The organism is Sporosarcina ureae, assembly GCF_029267015.1.
GTDB lineage: Bacteria > Bacillota > Bacilli > Bacillales_A > Planococcaceae > Sporosarcina > Sporosarcina ureae_D.
In genome coordinates, this window is sequence record NZ_JARIEA010000059.1 from 107,054 (window position 1) to 124,824 (window position 17,771).

The following is a 17,771-nucleotide window of genomic DNA, read 5'->3' on the forward strand; positions in this document are numbered from 1 at the left end:
TAAAGCTATTGAAAAACAGAGATACGTCATAGCGACGTATCTCTGTTTTATAGTCTATAAAATTCTTGTGTTCTAGAATATATTTCTTCATAGACTTCTTCTAGACCGACCCCTTTAATGGCTGCTATGCTCTTCATACTCTCATGGACCATAGAGGGGTGCGTTAACGTATCTTTGAACATCTGCTCAAAGGGCCAAGGGCCATCAGTTTCTACCATCAATTGACTGAGTGGAACACTTTCTACTAATTGTTGGATCTTTGGTCTATATACCACTTCAGGCGTTACTGAAATCATATAGCCATTTGAAACAAGACGATGCAAAACACGATCTTCTCCTTTGAACCAGTGGAAGTGGGCGCGTGAAACTGAGTACTTTTCCAGTAACTCACACACTATTTCCGCATCTTCGTACACCGCATGTAAAGCGATTGGTAAATCAAGTTGTCCTGCCTTACGTATAAAACACTCTAACAAATGTACGTAAGGAGCTAAATCCAAGCCCGGCCGTTCTCGTCTCAAGTAATAAGGCAACCCCACTTCTCCAATAGCCGTTAGACTTTCTGCATGATCATCAATTAGTCGTAAAATAGATAAAACTTCTTGTTCCGTCGGCAAAGCTTGTTCGGGGTGATAACCAATTGCTGGTTTGATTCTATCATCTGCTTTTGCAAGGTTTAGTTGTCGTACAGAAGACTCTAGATTATTCGAGACCGAAACTAGTGCCGTTACATCATTTCGTTCCAACTCACTCAAAATCTTACTTTGGTGATCTTTTTCATACATATCCATATGAATATGTGCATCGATTACATATCTTCTCAAGACCCATCCCCCTCCCGCTTTGATTTACTATGTTCCACGTGAAACGTCTACCTGTAAATGAACTTTGTCTATTATATCTGCGTCCTACTAATTTACATTAAGAAAAGCAGGTGGTGGTTTATGAATTCGCACCGTATACAAACAGGAGTCGTACATGCTATAAAACAACTTAGTACGTTTGGCTGGCAACAAGCACTTTCTTGTATCTTCCCTGTCATAATCTTCACTTCACTTGCACTAACACAAATTATCTCTCTGCCATTCCTGCCAAGGTATGATTGGTTGCTTGTTATTTTTATAGCCACTCAGTGGTGGATGCTACGTTCGGGTCTTGAAACCCGGGACGAACTTAAAGTAATTACGCTCTTTCATATAATCGGTCTTACTTTGGAGATCTTCAAAGTACATATGGGTTCATGGTCTTACCCCGAGGAAGGGTATTTCAAAATTTTAGATGTCCCCTTATACAGTGGCTTTATGTATGCGAGTGTAGCAAGTTATTTGTGTCAGGCCTGGCGTCGACTTGATGTACAACTCATTCAATGGCCTCCCTTCTACACAGTCGTTCCGCTATCCATTGCCATCTACGGAAATTTCTTCACTCACCACTATTGGATTGATATGCGTTGGTGGTTGTCCATACTCGTGCTCATCATTTTCTGGCGAGCGTCGGTACGCTATCGGGTAAACAATATATCGTATCGAATGCCGTTAGCTCTTTCATTTGTTCTTATAGGATTTTTTGTTTGGATTGCTGAAAACATTGCTACTTTCTTTGGTGCATGGACCTATCCAAACCAGAGTGAGACGTGGCATCTAGTTGGAATTGGAAAATTAAGTTCTTGGTTGTTACTGGTCATTGTTAGCTTTCTTATCGTCGCTACGTTAAAGCAAATTAAAAAAGAGTAGCTCATTTTCTTGTACTGTGAATCATATGTCGTATTGATTTCCCGGGAAATATAGACGTCATAACTAGTAAAAACGCAATAGCCCTATATGATGGGCTACTGCGTTTTTCATTCCGTATTAATGTGTAGTTGGTTTAGGATAATCGAAGCCTTTCGTATCTACTTCAACCGTCTTCATCTTTTGCTCTTCAACAGGCTTATCCATAGCGTCTGTTTCATTAGCCACGATAGCATCTACTGTTTCCATGCCTTCAATTACTTTACCAAAAGCTGCATACTCGCCATCCAGAGAAGCCGTTTCATCTGTCATGATAAAGAATTGCGAACCTGCGGAATTCGGGTCCTGTGCACGAGCCATCGACAAGACACCGCGCTCATGCTTCATATTATTTTCAAAGCCGTTCGAAGTGAATTCTCCATCAATAGAGTAACCAGGTCCGCCTGTTCCGTCACCCGAAGAGTCGCCACCTTGGATCATGAAACCTGGAATGACGCGATGGAAGATCAACCCATCATAGTAGCCGTCTTCAATTAACGAAATGAAGTTTGCTACTGAATTCGGTGCAACAGTCGGCTCTAATTCCAAGACGATTTGTTCGTCATTTTCCATTGTAATGGTTACAACTGGATTTTCTTTTACATCTGCCGAGTAATCTACCGCTTCTTTAGGTTCTTCTGTCGGCGTCTCAGTAGTTGTTTCTGCTGGTTCTTCTTCAGTCGCTTTTCCACAACCTACTAAAAGAATGGCCAATGCCAGTACACTCATCATAAAGTACAATGCTTTGTTACGCTTGAACATATTTCTCCAACACTCCTAACTTTTATCTTTCATTATATACTATTAATTCTCGGTGTCTGTATCGCGATAACGAATAGCTAACCCTTTTAAAAAGTTACGTGCATATCGATCTCCACATGGTTTGTAATTGCGGTGCCCTTCCTTACGAAGAACCGCACTCAGTTCATTTTTAGAGATCGTCACGCCTACACTTTCTAGAATATCTAGCATATCTTCACTTGTTAGCGTTAACGCGATTTTCACTTTTTTCAGCAAAATATTATTTACATTACGATGGCCTTCTTCAGACATTAAAAATGGTTGAGGAGCATTTCCTGTGTTCTCAGGTACTCCTCTTTTTGAAATGATGAGTCCATTAAGAAATGACTCTAACGTAATGTTGTCAATTTCTTTGGCATATTCATTCATTTGCATTTCATCCGTGCTATCCTCATTCGTTTTTGTTAGCATTTCTTTAACTTCTGCTCTGTTTGTCTTCAGTCCGCCTAATGCAAACATTTCTACAACGGCAGAATCTTTTAAATCCAGTGCATAGCGCAGTCTACTTAAAATGTCATTATTATTCATGTGATCACCTGTTCCCTCTCTAGTATATTGCTGTGATTCTTAGTATAGCCTGTTTGGTTATAGAATGTCCTCATTCAGTCGACTGTTGTTTGTTCTACTTCTATCGTTTGCAAAAACTGGTCGCCGAAATTACAAATCGATGTCACGACTGGTTCTAATAGCAGACCCGTTTCACTTAATTGATATTCCACTTTAGGTGGCACAACAGGATAAACGTAGCGTGTCACAATATTATCCTCTTCCAACTCACGCAACTGTCTGATTAACATGCGTTGATTGGCGTCAGGAAGCTTTTTCTGCATCTCGCTTAGTCGTAATGGCGATTCGTGTAGCAAGCACCAGATAATCGCAATTTTCCAACGTCCACCAATGACGGATAAAGCTAAATCCTTACTAGTGAAATATTGTTTATCTTTATAATGAATGACCATATTGCTTCACTTCTTTCTATACTATTCATGTTCATAGTGACAAAAGAGTCAGTATTGCATGGTGAATTATAATATGTAATGATAGAAATGTAAACACTATAAAGCAAAAGAAAGAAGGGCTTCATTTGAAAAGTAGAGCAGCTGTAGCATTCAAACCTGGAGAACCACTTAAAATTGTAGAAATCGATGTAGAAGAACCAAAAGCTAATGAGGTATTAGTCAAAATTCTTTACACTTCTGTCTGTCACACAGACGCATATACATTATCGGGCGATGACGCGGAAGGAGTATTCCCTGCCGTATTAGGTCACGAGGGTGCTGGTGTCGTAGTTTCAGTAGGTGAAGGAGTTACTTCCGTTAAACCTGGCGATCACGTGATTCCATTGTACACACCTGAATGTGGAAAATGTAAGTTCTGTCTATCCGGTAAAACTAACCTATGTGGTGCAATTCGCGAAACACAAGGTAAAGGATTAATGCCTGACGGTACTACACGCTTCTCTTACAACGGTGAACCCATCTATCACTACATGGGAACAAGTACATTCAGTGAGTATACTGTCGTGTCTGAAATCTCCCTAGTTAAAGTAGAAGACCACAACGTCCCACTCGATAAAGTATGTCTATTCGGATGTGGCGTCACTACAGGCATTGGAGCTGTTCATAAAACAGCGAAAGTAGAAGAAGGTGCTGTTACGGCAGTCTTCGGTCTAGGAGCTATTGGTTTAGCCGTTATTCAAGGATTAAAGCAAGCGAAAGCGAGCCGCATCATCGCGGTTGATCTCAATGAAGATAAATTTGAACTGGCGAAGAAGATGGGCGCAACAGATTTCATCAACCCTTCTACATTCGATAAGCCTATTCAAGAAGTCATTGTAGATATGACGGATGGTGGAGTAGATTACAGCTTTGAGTGTATCGGTAATGTCGAAGTCATGAAAGCCGCTCTTGAATGCTGCCATAAAGGTTGGGGCGAGAGCATCATTATTGGTGTCGCAGGTGCTGGTAAAGAAATTCATACACGTCCATTCCAACTAGTTACAGGTCGCGTATGGCGCGGATCTGCATTTGGCGGAGTAAAAGGAAGAACTGAATTGCCAGGGATGATTGATGACTACATGGACGGTGAAATTGATTTAGATTCGTTCATTACGCACCAACTAAACTTTACCGATATCAATGAAGCATTTGATTTACTGCATAAAGGTGAATCAATTCGATCAATACTAACATATGGAGAGTGAGATCATGAATGTAGAACGCGTTGAGCAAAGACGATCTTTTGGTGGGGAACAAAACAAGTACAACCATTATTCAGAAGTCCTCAAGTGTGATATGACATTTAGTATCTTCTTACCGTCAAATAAAGAACAAAAGGAAATTCCATTAATTTGGTTCCTTTCAGGATTAACATGTACAGATGATAACTTCAGCCAGAAAAGCGGTTTCCAAAGCTTAGCTGAAAAACTTCAAGTCGCGGTTATTATTCCAGATACATCACCGCGCGGAGAAGACGTAGCGGACGATGAGGCGTTTGACCTTGGACAAGGTGCTGGCTTCTATTTGAATGCTACGGAAGAGCCTTGGGCAAAGAACTATCAGATGTATACGTATATAACACAGGAGTTAAGTAAAATTGCAGCTACTCTTGTGCCTAACTTCTCAGGAAAAGAAAGTATTATGGGTCACTCAATGGGCGGTTATGGTGCGTTGATGATTGGAATGAAAAATGCAGACCGTTTCAAAGCGATTTCCGCGTTCTCTCCCATTTCAAGTCCAAGCGATGTTCCTTGGGGAATCAAAGCATTTACGACGTACCTAGGTGAAGACAAAGCGACGTGGAAAGAGTGGGATACTGCCGAGTTAGTGAAGGAAGCAGGTATTCCACCCATTCTTATTACGCAAGGTACTGCAGATGGCTTTTATCCGGAGCAGTTAAATGAGAAAACGTTCCTTGAAAATGCGAAGCAGCATAATCAAGCAGTGGAATATAACAAAGTAGAAGGCTACGACCATAGCTACTTCTTCATCTCTTCTTTCCTGGAGGAACACTTTGATTTCCATATGAAGAACTTGGGATAAATTGAATAAACTTAGAGAGTTGAAATAGGATACTGCGTGGGATTTCCGTTCCAGAGGAGGACGCTTTTCGGAGGACGTGGCTTGTGGCCCGACAGCGAAGCGAGGAGGCTCAAGCCACGCCCATGTGAAAGCGTCCACCTGCAGCGTCGATCAACGGTGCCTTCTCCTTTCTCTTCACAAGTTTAAACATCCACATTGCTAGGCAGTGTGGATGTTTTTGTTTTTAAGGGTATATGAACTAAGATAGAGGAACGGACTTAAAAATATATTACATAGGAGGGATAGTTACAATGGATCTTAAGAAAATGTTAGCTGACGAACGTATAAAGCCATACGTTCTGAAAGCTCGTTATGGTATAGAAAAAGAAGGTCAGCGCGTAGATTTAAATGGACATCTTGCAACGACCGACCACCCTGCGAATATCGGAATGGGAGACGAACATCCGTATATTCAACGTGATTTCTCAGAAACACAAATGGAACTAATCACACCTGTTCTAGATACACTGGAAGAATTATTCGATTATCTATCAGGCATTCATGACGTAGCTTATCGTTCCATGGGCAAGGAAGAAATGCTCTGGCCATTAAGCATGCCTCCTGCCCTTCCTGAAAAAGAGGAAGACATCACGATTGCGAAGCTGAACAATTTTGAAAATGTTCTCTATCGTCGTTCTTTGGCCAATTCATACGGCCGCCGCAAACAAATGATTTGCGGAATTCATTTCAATTTCGAATTCAGTGACGAATTGCTCCGTATGTTATTTGGTTTACAATCAGATATCGAGAATTATCAGCAATTCAAAACAGACATCTATTTGAAATTGACGAGAAACTACTTGTACTACCGCTGGCTCGTCACGTATTTCTATGGCGCTTCTCCTACAAGTGAAGAGAACTTCTATGGATGCGACGATAAACCAGGAGAACCGGTTAGAAGTATTCGAAGCAGCCGTTTTGGCTATGTGAATCATGATGACGTAAATGTATCATTCAGCACAATCCAGAAATACATTTCGGACTTATCTTCCGTAGTTAATAGAGGGTTGTTAGTAGAAGAAAAAGAATTTTACACGGCGATGCGTTTGCGCGGCAGTGATCGCGTAGCAGACTTCAAGCATACTGGCGTGCGATACGTAGAGTTACGAAATATCGACTTGAATCCGTTTGAAACGAATGGCATTAGCTATGAGCAAGCGGAATTCCTGCATGTCTTCCTGCTCTATCTTTTACAGAAAGATGAAAACCCGGAAAGTGATGAGTGGGGTAAGGTTGGTGATGCTCGCAATGATATAGTCGCACTTGAGCATCCACTGTCACATACACAGTTTGAAGCGGAAGCGCATGAACTCGTTGACGGGATGGAACAGTTATCAAAAGATCTGGACTTCCCTGTTTCCGACTCATTATTTGCGAATCTACGAGAGATGCTTGCTGATCCTTCCAAAACGCTGGCGGGAAGACTTTATTCAGAGGGTAAAAAAACAAGTCAAGGCCAAGTAGCTACAGAAATCGCGAAGGAAACGTATACGAAGCTATGGGAGAAGCCATATGAACTGACAGGCTTTACCGACATGGAGTTATCCACGCAGATTATGATGTATGACGCGTTCCAAAAAGGGATCAAAGTAGAAGTCTTGGATCGTCAAGATCAATTCTTGAAGCTGGAACTGCGGGATCATATTGAATACGTAAAAAACGGTAATATGACGAGTAAAGATACGTATGTTTCTACTTTAATTATGGAAAATAAAACCGTGACAAAGAAAATTCTTCACGAAAAAGGTTACCATGTTCCAGGTGGTGAAGAGTTTAATAATAAAGAGGATGCTTTGCGTGCCTATAAGATGTTTGCTAAGACACCGTTTGTAGTGAAGCCGAAAACAACTAACTACGGGCTTGGTATATCCATCTTTAAAGACGGTGCCAGCTACGAAGATTATGAATCCGCCATCAACATTGCATTTGCCGAAGATTCCTCTATCTTATTAGAAGAGTTTTTAAACGGTACGGAATATCGATTCTTCGTGTTACATGACAAAGTACTGGCCGTGATGCTACGTGTACCTGCTAACGTTACAGGTGATGGGAAGCAAACGATCAAAGAACTAGTCACAGAAAAGAATCAGGACCCATTACGCGGCACAGATCACCGCACACCTCTTGAGCTGATCCAGCTTGGTGAATTGGAGGTTTTGATGTTAAAAGGTCAAGGTTATCAATTGGACTCGATCCCAAAAGACGGAGAAATCGTTTATTTACGCGAGAATTCCAATGTCAGTACGGGCGGAGACTCCATTGATGTAACGGACCGTATTTCAAATGATTATAAAGAGATTGCGGTGGGTGCAGTAGCTGCCCTTGGTGCAAAAATCAGTGGTATCGATTTAATTATCGAAGACCTTGATGTCCCAGCAGCAAACCCAGGTGCATATGGCATTATTGAAGCGAACTTCAATCCATCGATGTATATGCATATTTACCCGTATAAAGGTGAATCACGTCGAGTGACGACGGATATATTATATTACTTATTCCCAGAACTAACTTAAAATCACACAATGAAACGGCCCCTTTACTTTTGCAGAACGTCTGTCTGCATCAAAGAAAGAGGCCGTTTTTCGTATAAGGAATAACTCACTTCTACTGTTGGTCTTTAAACACGTTAATATTGTATGAATTGACTAGTACAACTTAAAGTTTTCTTGCTGCAGGCTTCGTTACTTCCACCAGCTTTAATTTTTTTCGCTGATATGTAGACAGCACTACTCCTCCCACTATAAATAGTGAACCGACAATTTCTGACCCCGTTATTGGTTTATACAACAAGATCAAACCCATTATCATCGCTACAAAAGGTTCTAAATTAGATAATATGGAGGCCTTTGAAGCATCAACATATCTAATATTGTAGTTCCAAATCAACATGGCGATACCGTGTACTACAACGGCTGTAACAATCAGAAATGACCAATCTGCGACCTTTACACTCATTCGTATGGGCGTATCAAGTAAAAAAATAAAAGGAACCGACACAGCTAGTCCGACAATATTTGAATATAAAGTAATTGCAAGCGGATCCACTCTACTGGAAAGGAGTCTCGTCACGATAATTAGCATGGCGAAAGTAATCATCGTAACTACAATCCACCATAAACCTTTATCGATATGTATAGAGGATATACTCCCTTTTGCTACGACAAAGAAAATACCTATGATCGCAACAATAGATCCAAGTAACATACGAATTGTTAATTTTTCTTTTAAAAAAATACCTGCTAAAACACCAGTTAAAATGGGCGTAGTTGCCAAGATTAATGCAGACGTTGTTGGATCAGCCGTCTCTAATCCAGCAAAAAAAGACCACTGGTTAATAAAAACGCCAAAAACACCTAGAAAAATTACTGCTAGTAAATCATATTTATTCAATCGTTTCACATGTAATTTATATGAAGATAATCCAATCAGAAAAAGCACTATAAACAATAGTCTGAGCGAAGTGAGAAGAGCCGGGGAAAAGTCCTGGACCAACATCTTTCCAAAAACAAAATTACTGCCCCACACCATTACACAAAGTGTCAGCCAAGCGTATGCTTTAAACAAATTTATCACCCTTCCTACAACGAAATGCCAACTGGCCTATTCTATACTTACTTATACTTTTCGTACACATTTTTGTTTGGTTGTATCTGCTTACTGACATACAGCATGGCAATGTTTACAAGATTAAAACGCAGTAATAGAAATGTTTTTATATACATCGTTATCTTACTATTAATTACATCCTAATAGCATTGATCTTGCTTGTATCGTTCGTTATTTAGAATTTTCCTTTCAGTACATTCAAGTATTTTAATGTTATCTGCACCATATAACGTACAATGTAATTATTTACAAGTTAATTGTTCGTGTTTTGGGTTGAAAGCATAAAAAGCCTCTGCTATAATCATAACGTATTCATTGCAATAGTGCTTTTTACTAAATTCTGCATAAAAATAGTGAGTAATAGGAATCTCTTAACACTTAGTAAATTTCAAGCGCCGTCATACTATACTTTAACGATACGTACTGATTGGCCAAATGAAATATACAATGCACTAGGGAAAGTAATTTGCTAGGGATACTATTCGATTGTAATTATTCAGGAATGAGGAGATTATCTTTGAGGAACATGAAATTAGTTGGTTTTATTGTATGTATGGTTTTTCTAGCAACGATCGTTTCGGGCTGTAACTCAACTACTAAAAATACAGTTGAAACTGAACTACGTCCGATTATTGTTCAAGGACCCATGCCTATTGAAGCTGAAAAGTTTGCTGAGAAATTAAGCGATACAGAAGTTGAGGAATCGGGAAACTTTGTTTTTTATAAAGGAACTATCGATGACTATCCTGTAATTGTTACGAAGACTAGTAAAGGGATGGAAAACACTGCTGCCGCTACTGCATTAGCAATTGAAAAGTACAACCCTATCGCTATTATTAACCAGGGAACTTCAGGCGGACATGACCCGAACTTACATGTATTTGACATAGTGTTAGGAAAACGAACTGTCAATATCGGTTCTATGAAGACTGAGTCTGCTGAAGAAAACGAAGGAATGGATCCATCGCTATGGAAGCCTATGGACCTTATGGCTTCCGAAGGCAGTGCCGGAGAGGATCCCGACGCAGAGAAGATTCGCTACTTTGATGGCGACGTTGAATTATTAGCAGCAGCCAATGCGGTTAAAGATCAATATGAACAAGGTAAAGTTGTTGAAGGTACTATTGGATCTGCAGATCTTTGGAATAACGAAGTAGACCGCATAAACTGGTTCCATGAAAAGTACGGTACTTCCGTTGAAGAAATGGAAGGTGCTGCAGCAGCACAGATCTCTGATAGTTACAACGTTCCTTTTTTAGGAATACGCATTCTTTCAAATAACAAAACTAATAACGGACAGTATAATCCAGAAACTGCTTCAGCCAATCAAGACTATGTTTATCTTGTATTAAAAGAATATATCTCCAATTTAAAATAAGTGACTTTAACTCGTAAATAAAACTAGAAGAGAAAGGTTTGTTCCATAAACCTTTCTCTTCTAGTTTTTAGCATTTAAAAGCCTCAGGCAACCTATTCAAAAATCTGGGAAGTGTACGAGCCTGCTATAAAGAGTGTGATTTTCTATTTCTATTTATGATACGGCTCCCCCTTAATAATCCGAAACCCTCGATAAATCTGCTCCACCAACACCAACTTCATTAACTGATGCGGAAATGTCATCTTAGAAAACGACAACTTCTCATTCGAACGTTGCAACACACTACTATGTAATCCAAGTGATCCTCCAATCACAAAGACAATCTTACTCTTACCATATGTCATCAACGAATCTATACTAGCTGCAAATTCTTCAGAAGTTTTCATTTTCCCGTCGATTGCTAGTGCAATGACGTGTGCGTCAGGTGCAATCTTCGCCAAAATTCGATCGGCTTCTTTCTTTTTGACAATTTCCATGTCAGCATCACTAAGTGTTTCTGGTGCTTTTTCGTCCGCCACTTCAATTAATTGCATTTTTGCGTAGCTATTTAGGCGTTTTGTATACTCTTCTATTCCTTGTTTCAAATACTTCTCTTTTAACTTACCCACGGTGACAATTGATATATTCACAGTTTATCCACTCACTCTCTAAAAGTTACCCACAATACTTATGCACATATCCACAGGCCTATCTACATATTGTGTTCGATTATTTGTTCCCTACTACATGTGAAATTCTTTAATTAGTATACCACACCTTTGTGGATAACTTTTCAACCATTATTTATTTTGAATAGAAATATACTTTTTATTTCAAATGTTCGAATGCTCCAACCTACTGTTCTGTAAGGCTTTAACACTTGTCACTTCAAATTTATTTACTATTTATTACACATTTTATTTTACACAATATTATGCACATTATTTTGATTTTATCCACAATTGGATAACTTCATAAAAAAATCAGGCATCGTAGCGCATTTTCGCTAGATGCCTGATGTGGACGAGAAGTTGTTCACTATGTGGACAATGTATATTCTCTTAGAATGTGTTTCCGTCTTTCAATACCATTTCCAAGTCCAGTTTCTTTCCATCTCGATAAACTGTAATTTTCAATGGATCACCAATTTCTTTTTGATTATACAAATACTTACGTAGACTGACCATATCCGTCACTTTCTCTTCATCCAGCTGAACGATTGTATCGTATTTCTTCACTCCAGCTTGTATTGCCGATGAATTCGGCATGACATCTGTTACGACGACACCTTCTGTTACTTTTTCAGGCAAGTTCAACGTTTGTTGCTGTTGCTGAATAGGGATTTGTTGAAGATCAAGTAACGATACGCCCATTGTAGGACGATTTACTTGTCCTGTTTTTTCTAAGTGTTCGATAATCGGTAATGCAATATTGATTGGAATAGCCAGTCCGATTCCCTCTACTGTTGCCTCAGAGATTTTCATGGAGTTGATCCCAATCAATTGACCTGCCATATTAATTAAAGCACCACCGGAGTTCCCTGGGTTGATCGCTGCATCTGTCTGCAAGACGTCTGCTTGCCAATCAACGTTTCCATCCTTGTTGAGATCCATTGGAATGGATCGGTCTTTACCAGAGATTACGCCAACCGTGACGGATCCCGCAAAGCCAAGTCCTAATGGATTACCGATCGCAATAACAGATTCTCCGCGTTTTAACGCATCGGAATCACCGAATTCTATCACTGTATCAACGTGTTCTGCATCAATTTCGACAACCGCTAAATCCGTCCACAGATCACTGCCAATTAACTTTCCTTCGACCTTTGTCCCGTCATCAAAACTAATCTCGAGTTGTTCAGAATTCTCTACGACGTGGTGATTGGTGACGATATATGCTTTGTCACCTTCTTTTTTATACAGCACACCAGAACCCGATCCAGCTTCTTGAGTAGACGTTGTGGAAGACCAGAAGTCTTGGACTGTCTGGATATTTGTGATACCGACAACAGCATTTGCAACGTCACCTACCACATCCGTAACTTCGCTTGAAATGTCCATTGATACTTGGGCGTGTTCCGAGTTGCTTTTGACTTCCGTTGTTTTAGACGTTGCAACATCACTAGTATCTGATGAATCGGTTGCATACGTCATGACTGAAAATACGATGACTCCGCCCAATAAGACTCCGAGTAAACCTGGCCAAAAACCGCCCCTACGTTTTGGTTCGCGTTTCGTTTCAAACGGTGGAATGGGGCGTTGCTGTTCCATTTCTTCTCTTCCTTCTTCTCTTCTTTCATCGTCCATTCGCATTTCCTCCTTATCAGAAAGTATTCCTACATGTACTGTACCCCAATGACTATCTGAAAATGCAAAAAGCCTCACTAATTTAGCAAGGCTTTCCGCATTTTCATTAGACTAGCACAAGTTCTGTAGATTCTGATGCATCCGTATCATGCAAGTGGACAAATTCCCCTGCACGAATGCCGCAGTCTTCAAGGGTCTGTGCTACGCTCATGCGCGCCAAGTCTTTCATATTGTTATCCAAGCTAAGATGAGCTAAGTAAATATGCGATTCTTTTTGAGCAACCACTTCACTCATTGCAACGGCTGCATCTTCATTCGATACGTGGCCCACGTCACTTAAAATACGACGCTTGATCGACCATGGGTAACGTCCCATCTGTAGCATACTGACATCGTGATTGCTTTCGAATACAAAGCTGTCAGCGCCTTGGATGTGGCCTTTCATACGATCGCTAACGTAGCCTGTGTCGGTGATGATTGCCAGTTTACGATCGCCTTCATTGAACGTATAGAACATCGGGTCTGCTGCGTCATGGGATACAGCAAATGACTGGATATCCAGTGAACCAAATGTTTTCACCGTTTCCATGTCGAAATGGAAACGCTGATCAACAGGAATCTCTCCTACTAGTCCGTCCATCGCCTGCCACGTTTTTGCGTTGGCATAGATGGGTGTTTTATACTTCCGGGCGAGTACGCCAATTCCTTTAATATGATCACTGTGTTCATGTGTGACGAAAATGCCGTCAATATGTTTCATCGAGCGATTGATCGATCCGAGCAAACCTTCAATTTTCTTACCGCTCATGCCGGCATCTACGAGAAAAGCATGCTCATCTGTCTCTATATATAACGAGTTGCCTGTACTGCCACTCGCCAAAATGCTAAATCGCATGTAGAAAACTCCTATTCTATTTGTTCTTCTAACATATCCGATTGGAACTCGATGACTTTTCCTTCAATCGCATTGACGAAGTGCTGTTCAATAGTTCCATCCTTCAATTTTACCTGAACATTCCACGTCGGTGCAAATACTTGCGTTTCTGTTAGCTGAACAAGTGTCGAATAACCTGATTTGACTTGCATGACAGTGGAATCCGGCTTCAATAAACTACGTGTAACAAGTGAAGAAACCGCATCATCTTGTGATAGTAAATTCTTTTTCTGATTAAAGCTTGAGAACTCGTCGAGCATACGCTGCTCGTAATGTGTAACTTTTCCGTCCTTATCCCAGTGCATGATGAGCATGGCATTGGGACTGTAAAAGATGGTTTCATTCTTGACTTGTTGGAAGAATACAGCATTCTGGTCTTCTTCGTTTACATCCCATAGCACGTAATCTTCTCCTTTGAGCACATACTTCCCCAAGAACTCTTCAAAATTGTATTCGCCTTTGTCATCGATCACTTTAACAGACTTTTTCATATGGGACAGTAACCGCGATTCTTCGACTAAGACGAACGATTGATTAGTTAGTTTCTTCAAATCATCATTCGAGAATGTTACGACATGCGCGGAAAGATACGATACTTCTTTTTTAGTAAAGGGAATTGGTTCGTACGTAATATTTTCCAACCTCAAAGTATCTTCCACGGAAGTTTTACCGAGAACCTGCATATTTCCCACGTCTAATTGCCGATCTAGATAGAGCCAATACAAGAAGACGTTCAGAATGGAAAAGACAATGATAAAAATGGTTTTAGTTCTATTCCAATCCAATCATGCCACCCCCTTGCAATTCTTCCGGAGCGAAGCGTAACCAGTTATCTTTAATCAGGTAATACCAGCAAGGTTCTAAAACAATCAATTCTTGCTCGACGTCTTGAATCATATAATAGCCCGGTGTGATTTCTTCAATTAAGTCAAAATCTACCTCTTGCGATTCACGCAATGCTTCCGCTACTTCCACTCCTGAGGGCAATTCGTTCTGTTTCGACTCGATTTTTAAGTCCAATTTGTAATAAGGTCGAATATATTTGAACACACGGCCATTTCCCCACGTTTCCGTAATTTCATTCGTGCCGGATTGATCGCTAAAAACAGGTAAGCCGTCGACGTATAGCTGGAACCGGACGTAACGAGATATCGGATTCATATAGGCATATCGAAATTCATCCGTCCAACCACCATGCTCATTAATGAAATCTATTGTATTCAACAGCAATTCAGATGGTATCGCAATTTCCTGACTTTCTACAGCAGGCATGACATAATTTAATCTTTTAATTTCAGTGTCGATATTCAAGAATGCATGATCATCCCCATACTCTTCATGCGTTGCATCCACTTGATTACGCCGAACTGCATTATTAGATTCACTGAACAAAGCATCGCGGAATTTATTTGGATTGATTTCTTCCTGAATATACGTATTGCGCGCAATCGTCACAGGATCATTCGGTACAGCTAGAAACGATGCATTGCCACGGTCAATTTCTGCATATTCATCAAATGATTGGCCTACATCTATTACATTGCGTAGAAAATTTGTTTTATTCGGTAGCGTCACTTGTATCTTATAATGCAGACCGCTTACCTCACTTAACAAGTGAACGACTGGCGCTTGCGTGGATTGACTCCAGTCGACCACTAGACGATTAAAGGTCGCTTCAGGGATATTGGCGTCATCAACTAGCAATACATTGTCATAGACGAGCATAGGTACCTCACCTGGAAAGTACAGTGTCATTTGACTAGGTTGACGAAGGATTTGTGCAATCTCGAACTTATTCATTTTTTGACTCACCAACTGTAGTTCAGACATTTCCCATGAATTAATTTCATTCAGAATGGTATCCATCTTTTCTACGTCCACAGAGCCCAATACTTGATCTTTTAAATTGGTAATCATTTTATACGGTTTAATAATCTCATCAATCGTTTTCTTTTCGGAAATGGAGATATCAACAGTCTGCACTTGTTCCATCGGTTCATAATTCGGCGAATAATTCCAGACTGCAATAGTGAACAACACGCTCAGCGAGACGAGCAACAGTAATACAATGGATTTAATTGGTTCAATATACTTCAATCCCACTCACCATCCTCTTGTTGTTCAAACGGAAGCTTGAAGAAGATGGTTGTCCCTTTCCCTTCTTCACTCTGCGCCCAAATCTCTCCTTTATGCGCTACAATCATTTCCTTAGCGATTGCAAGACCGAGACCGGTTCCGCCCAGTGCACGTGATCGCGCACGATCGGCACGATAGAAACGATCGAAGATTCGATTGACATTAGATTTTGGAATACCCATTCCATCATCTGAAATCATCACTTTAATATAATCGCCCGAGACGGTTACACCGAAGCGTACTTCGCCGCCATCTGGTGAATATTTCAAGGCATTAGAAATAATGTTGTCTAACACTTGTGTTAACTTATCTGTATCGATCTCTACAAATAAACTACTTGAATACAGATTTCGTGTGAATCGGACATTTTGCGACTTCGAGAATTCAAAACGCTCTATAACCGCATTGAAGAATCGGTTAAATTCTACCCATTCTTTATTCAATTCGTATTCTTTACTATCCATACGTGATAGTTTCAACAAGTCATTGACGAGACGGATCATTCGCTCCGTTTCATTTTGCGTGACACGTAAGAAGTTCGGTGCAATTTCTTCGTTTCGCCAAGCACCCTCCGCTAATGCATCCAGATAACTTCGCATGGTTGTGAGCGGTGTACGTAATTCATGAGAAACGTTCGATACGAATTCACGACGTTCCATATCAATCTTTTCTTGCTCTGTATTGTCATGCAATACGATGATCAAGCCGTTGACGAACCCCGTTTCACGCTGCGTGACGGAGATTGTCGCTCGCAAAATGTACGCTTGGTCTTCTGTACTGAAGTCGAGTGGAATAGATTCTTTCATTTGAATTAATTCTTCAAATGTATATTCCTCATCAATACCTAGAATACTGGCGATTGGTCGATTAATCACAAGATCATTCGTTACACCAAGCATTTGTAGGGCAGAGTCGTTAATCAGGCTCACCCGTCCTTTACGATCGGTTGAAATGACTCCGTCTGTCATATTTTCCAGAACAGATGCCAATTTCCGCCTTTCGCTCTCAGTAGTGGATTGCGATTCTTGCAGCTGGTTAGTTAAGTGATTAAATGCGATGGCCAGCTGACCCATCTCATCCGTTCCATACACTTTAACCTTTCGGGTGAAGTTCCCTTTCGCCATTGCCTGTGCCTGTCTCCGCATGTCTGAAATAGGTCGGGTGAATGCTCTTGCAATGAAGATCCCTACTATGATCGTAATGATGAGAGATACGGCTGCTGACCCCGCCAATATTCGATTGATTTCTTCAATTTGCTTGAAGACTGATTCGATATTGGCTTCTACATAGAGTGATCCTATAATTTCATTGCCATTTTCAATCGGTTGGGCTAACGAAAGTACACGATTATGTGACTTTGGATCAAGCGTGATGATGTCTTTTATACTCCCTGATGTAATGGACTTACGCACATTATCATTAGTTGAATGTTGGCCAACTTTCATCTGATTTTCGTATGAAGTTGTAGCCAAAATTCGATATTTGGAGTTGATGACACGTATTTCAATAATATCATCCGAAGTGAATTCGACTAAGACATCTTTTAAACTTTGTTCAAGTGTGACGTCGTTATCACTTCGCTTTTTTATGAGTTCTTCTTTTACACTGAACTCGACTAAATTCATCCGGTCTACAATCGAATTCGTAAAATTATCTTTTAGTGTTTGTTCCAGTTCACGAGCAAAATATAACCCAATAATCTGCATAGACACAAGAATAAGCAAGACATAGATCAAGACAAATTTGACTTGAATCGATCGAAAAAAACCTACCTTATGCATA

At 40.3% G+C, this 17,771-nt stretch carries 16 protein-coding genes; 5 read left to right on the forward strand and 11 right to left on the reverse strand.

Annotation, left to right across the window (positions count from 1 at the left end; genetic code table 11):
- Positions 1-47: 47 nt before the first annotated feature.
- Positions 48-824, reverse strand: coding sequence for a TatD family hydrolase (locus Q7P97_RS09465; protein ID WP_303968953.1), 777 nt, complete (start codon positions 822-824; stop codon positions 48-50).
- 120 nt (positions 825-944) lie between these two features.
- Here Q7P97_RS09465 and Q7P97_RS09470 point away from each other — a divergent pair, with 120 nt between their 5' ends.
- Positions 945-1,733, forward strand: a complete 789-nt coding sequence (locus tag Q7P97_RS09470; protein WP_303968954.1) for a DUF817 domain-containing protein — start codon at positions 945-947, stop codon at positions 1,731-1,733.
- A gap of 117 nt (positions 1,734-1,850) precedes the next feature.
- Here Q7P97_RS09470 and Q7P97_RS09475 read toward each other — a convergent pair whose 3' ends face one another.
- The 3 genes from Q7P97_RS09475 to Q7P97_RS09485 form a co-directional block, all read right to left on the reverse strand.
- The gene (locus Q7P97_RS09475; protein WP_303968955.1) at positions 1,851-2,531 is read right to left on the reverse strand and encodes a peptidylprolyl isomerase; all 681 of its coding nucleotides are present in this window, start codon (positions 2,529-2,531) and stop codon (positions 1,851-1,853) included.
- Positions 2,532-2,573: 42 nt separating this feature from the next.
- Positions 2,574-3,098, reverse strand: a complete 525-nt coding sequence (locus Q7P97_RS09480; RefSeq protein ID WP_303968956.1) for a YehS family protein — start codon at positions 3,096-3,098, stop codon at positions 2,574-2,576.
- A 74-nt stretch (positions 3,099-3,172) separates the two neighbouring features.
- Positions 3,173-3,529: a winged helix-turn-helix transcriptional regulator gene (locus Q7P97_RS09485; protein WP_303968957.1), complete on the reverse strand. Its 357-nt coding sequence runs from the start codon at positions 3,527-3,529 to the stop codon at positions 3,173-3,175.
- A gap of 125 nt (positions 3,530-3,654) precedes the next feature.
- On the opposite strand from Q7P97_RS09485, the gene Q7P97_RS09490 reads away from it, so the two are divergent.
- The 3 genes from Q7P97_RS09490 to gshAB all read left to right on the forward strand — a co-directional run bounded on the left by Q7P97_RS09490 (position 3,655) and on the right by gshAB (position 8,163).
- On the forward strand, positions 3,655-4,773 hold the full coding sequence (locus Q7P97_RS09490; protein ID WP_303968958.1) for an S-(hydroxymethyl)glutathione dehydrogenase/class III alcohol dehydrogenase: 1,119 nt from the start codon (positions 3,655-3,657) through the stop codon (positions 4,771-4,773).
- A 4-nt stretch (positions 4,774-4,777) separates the two neighbouring features.
- Complete coding sequence (fghA, locus tag Q7P97_RS09495; protein ID WP_303968959.1) at positions 4,778-5,611, forward strand: S-formylglutathione hydrolase; 834 nt, start codon at positions 4,778-4,780, stop codon at positions 5,609-5,611.
- Between the two features lie 290 nt (positions 5,612-5,901).
- Entirely contained in the window at positions 5,902-8,163 is a 2,262-nt protein-coding gene (gene gshAB, locus Q7P97_RS09500; protein ID WP_303968960.1) for a bifunctional glutamate--cysteine ligase GshA/glutathione synthetase GshB, read from the forward strand.
- A gap of 142 nt (positions 8,164-8,305) precedes the next feature.
- Here gshAB and Q7P97_RS09505 read toward each other — a convergent pair whose 3' ends face one another.
- A complete protein-coding gene (locus tag Q7P97_RS09505; protein WP_303968961.1) occupies positions 8,306-9,214 on the reverse strand; it encodes a DMT family transporter in 909 nt (302 codons plus the stop codon).
- A 568-nt stretch (positions 9,215-9,782) separates the two neighbouring features.
- Here Q7P97_RS09505 and Q7P97_RS09510 point away from each other — a divergent pair.
- On the forward strand, positions 9,783-10,634 hold the full coding sequence (locus tag Q7P97_RS09510; protein ID WP_303968992.1) for a 5'-methylthioadenosine/S-adenosylhomocysteine nucleosidase: 852 nt from the start codon (positions 9,783-9,785) through the stop codon (positions 10,632-10,634).
- Between the two features lie 149 nt (positions 10,635-10,783).
- On the opposite strand, the gene rlmH is transcribed toward Q7P97_RS09510, so the two are convergent.
- The 6 genes from rlmH to walK form a co-directional block, all read right to left on the reverse strand.
- Positions 10,784-11,263 carry a 23S rRNA (pseudouridine(1915)-N(3))-methyltransferase RlmH gene (rlmH, locus tag Q7P97_RS09515; protein ID WP_303968962.1) on the reverse strand — a complete coding sequence of 160 codons (480 nt, stop codon included), beginning with the start codon at positions 11,261-11,263 and terminating at the stop codon, positions 10,784-10,786.
- 411 nt (positions 11,264-11,674) lie between these two features.
- A complete protein-coding gene (locus Q7P97_RS09520) occupies positions 11,675-12,919 on the reverse strand; it encodes a S1C family serine protease (protein WP_303968963.1) in 1,245 nt (414 codons plus the stop codon).
- A gap of 106 nt (positions 12,920-13,025) precedes the next feature.
- A complete protein-coding gene (locus Q7P97_RS09525; RefSeq protein ID WP_303968964.1) occupies positions 13,026-13,814 on the reverse strand; it encodes an MBL fold metallo-hydrolase in 789 nt (262 codons plus the stop codon).
- A gap of 11 nt (positions 13,815-13,825) precedes the next feature.
- Positions 13,826-14,638 (reverse strand): two-component system regulatory protein YycI, encoded by an 813-nt coding sequence (locus tag Q7P97_RS09530; protein ID WP_303968965.1) that lies wholly within the window; start codon positions 14,636-14,638, stop codon positions 13,826-13,828.
- Entirely contained in the window at positions 14,625-15,956 is a 1,332-nt protein-coding gene (locus Q7P97_RS09535; RefSeq protein WP_303968966.1) for a YycH family regulatory protein, read from the reverse strand. Before Q7P97_RS09535 ends, Q7P97_RS09530 begins: the two co-directional genes overlap by 14 nt.
- Entirely contained in the window at positions 15,947-17,770 is a 1,824-nt protein-coding gene (gene walK, locus Q7P97_RS09540; RefSeq protein WP_303968967.1) for a cell wall metabolism sensor histidine kinase WalK, read from the reverse strand. Before walK ends, Q7P97_RS09535 begins: the two co-directional genes overlap by 10 nt.
- Position 17,771: the final 1 nt, after the last annotated feature.

Excerpts from the sequence above, each read along its gene's own strand:
- Q7P97_RS09470 (WP_303968954.1), top strand. The coding sequence starts at position 945 with ATGAATTCGCACCGTATACAAACAGGAGTCGTACATGCTATAAAACAA.
- Q7P97_RS09475 (WP_303968955.1), bottom strand. The coding sequence starts at position 2,531 with ATGTTCAAGCGTAACAAAGCATTGTACTTTATGATGAGTGTACTGGCA.
- Q7P97_RS09480 (WP_303968956.1), bottom strand. The coding sequence starts at position 3,098 with ATGAATAATAATGACATTTTAAGTAGACTGCGCTATGCACTGGATTTA.
- Q7P97_RS09485 (WP_303968957.1), bottom strand. The coding sequence starts at position 3,529 with ATGGTCATTCATTATAAAGATAAACAATATTTCACTAGTAAGGATTTA.
- fghA (WP_303968959.1), top strand. The coding sequence starts at position 4,778 with ATGAATGTAGAACGCGTTGAGCAAAGACGATCTTTTGGTGGGGAACAA.
- gshAB (WP_303968960.1), top strand. The coding sequence starts at position 5,902 with ATGGATCTTAAGAAAATGTTAGCTGACGAACGTATAAAGCCATACGTT.
- Q7P97_RS09510 (WP_303968992.1), top strand. The coding sequence starts at position 9,783 with ATGAAATTAGTTGGTTTTATTGTATGTATGGTTTTTCTAGCAACGATC.
- Q7P97_RS09520 (WP_303968963.1), bottom strand. The coding sequence starts at position 12,919 with ATGGACGATGAAAGAAGAGAAGAAGGAAGAGAAGAAATGGAACAGCAA.
- Q7P97_RS09525 (WP_303968964.1), bottom strand. The coding sequence starts at position 13,814 with ATGCGATTTAGCATTTTGGCGAGTGGCAGTACAGGCAACTCGTTATAT.
- walK (WP_303968967.1), bottom strand. The coding sequence starts at position 17,770 with ATGCATAAGGTAGGTTTTTTTCGATCGATTCAAGTCAAATTTGTCTTG.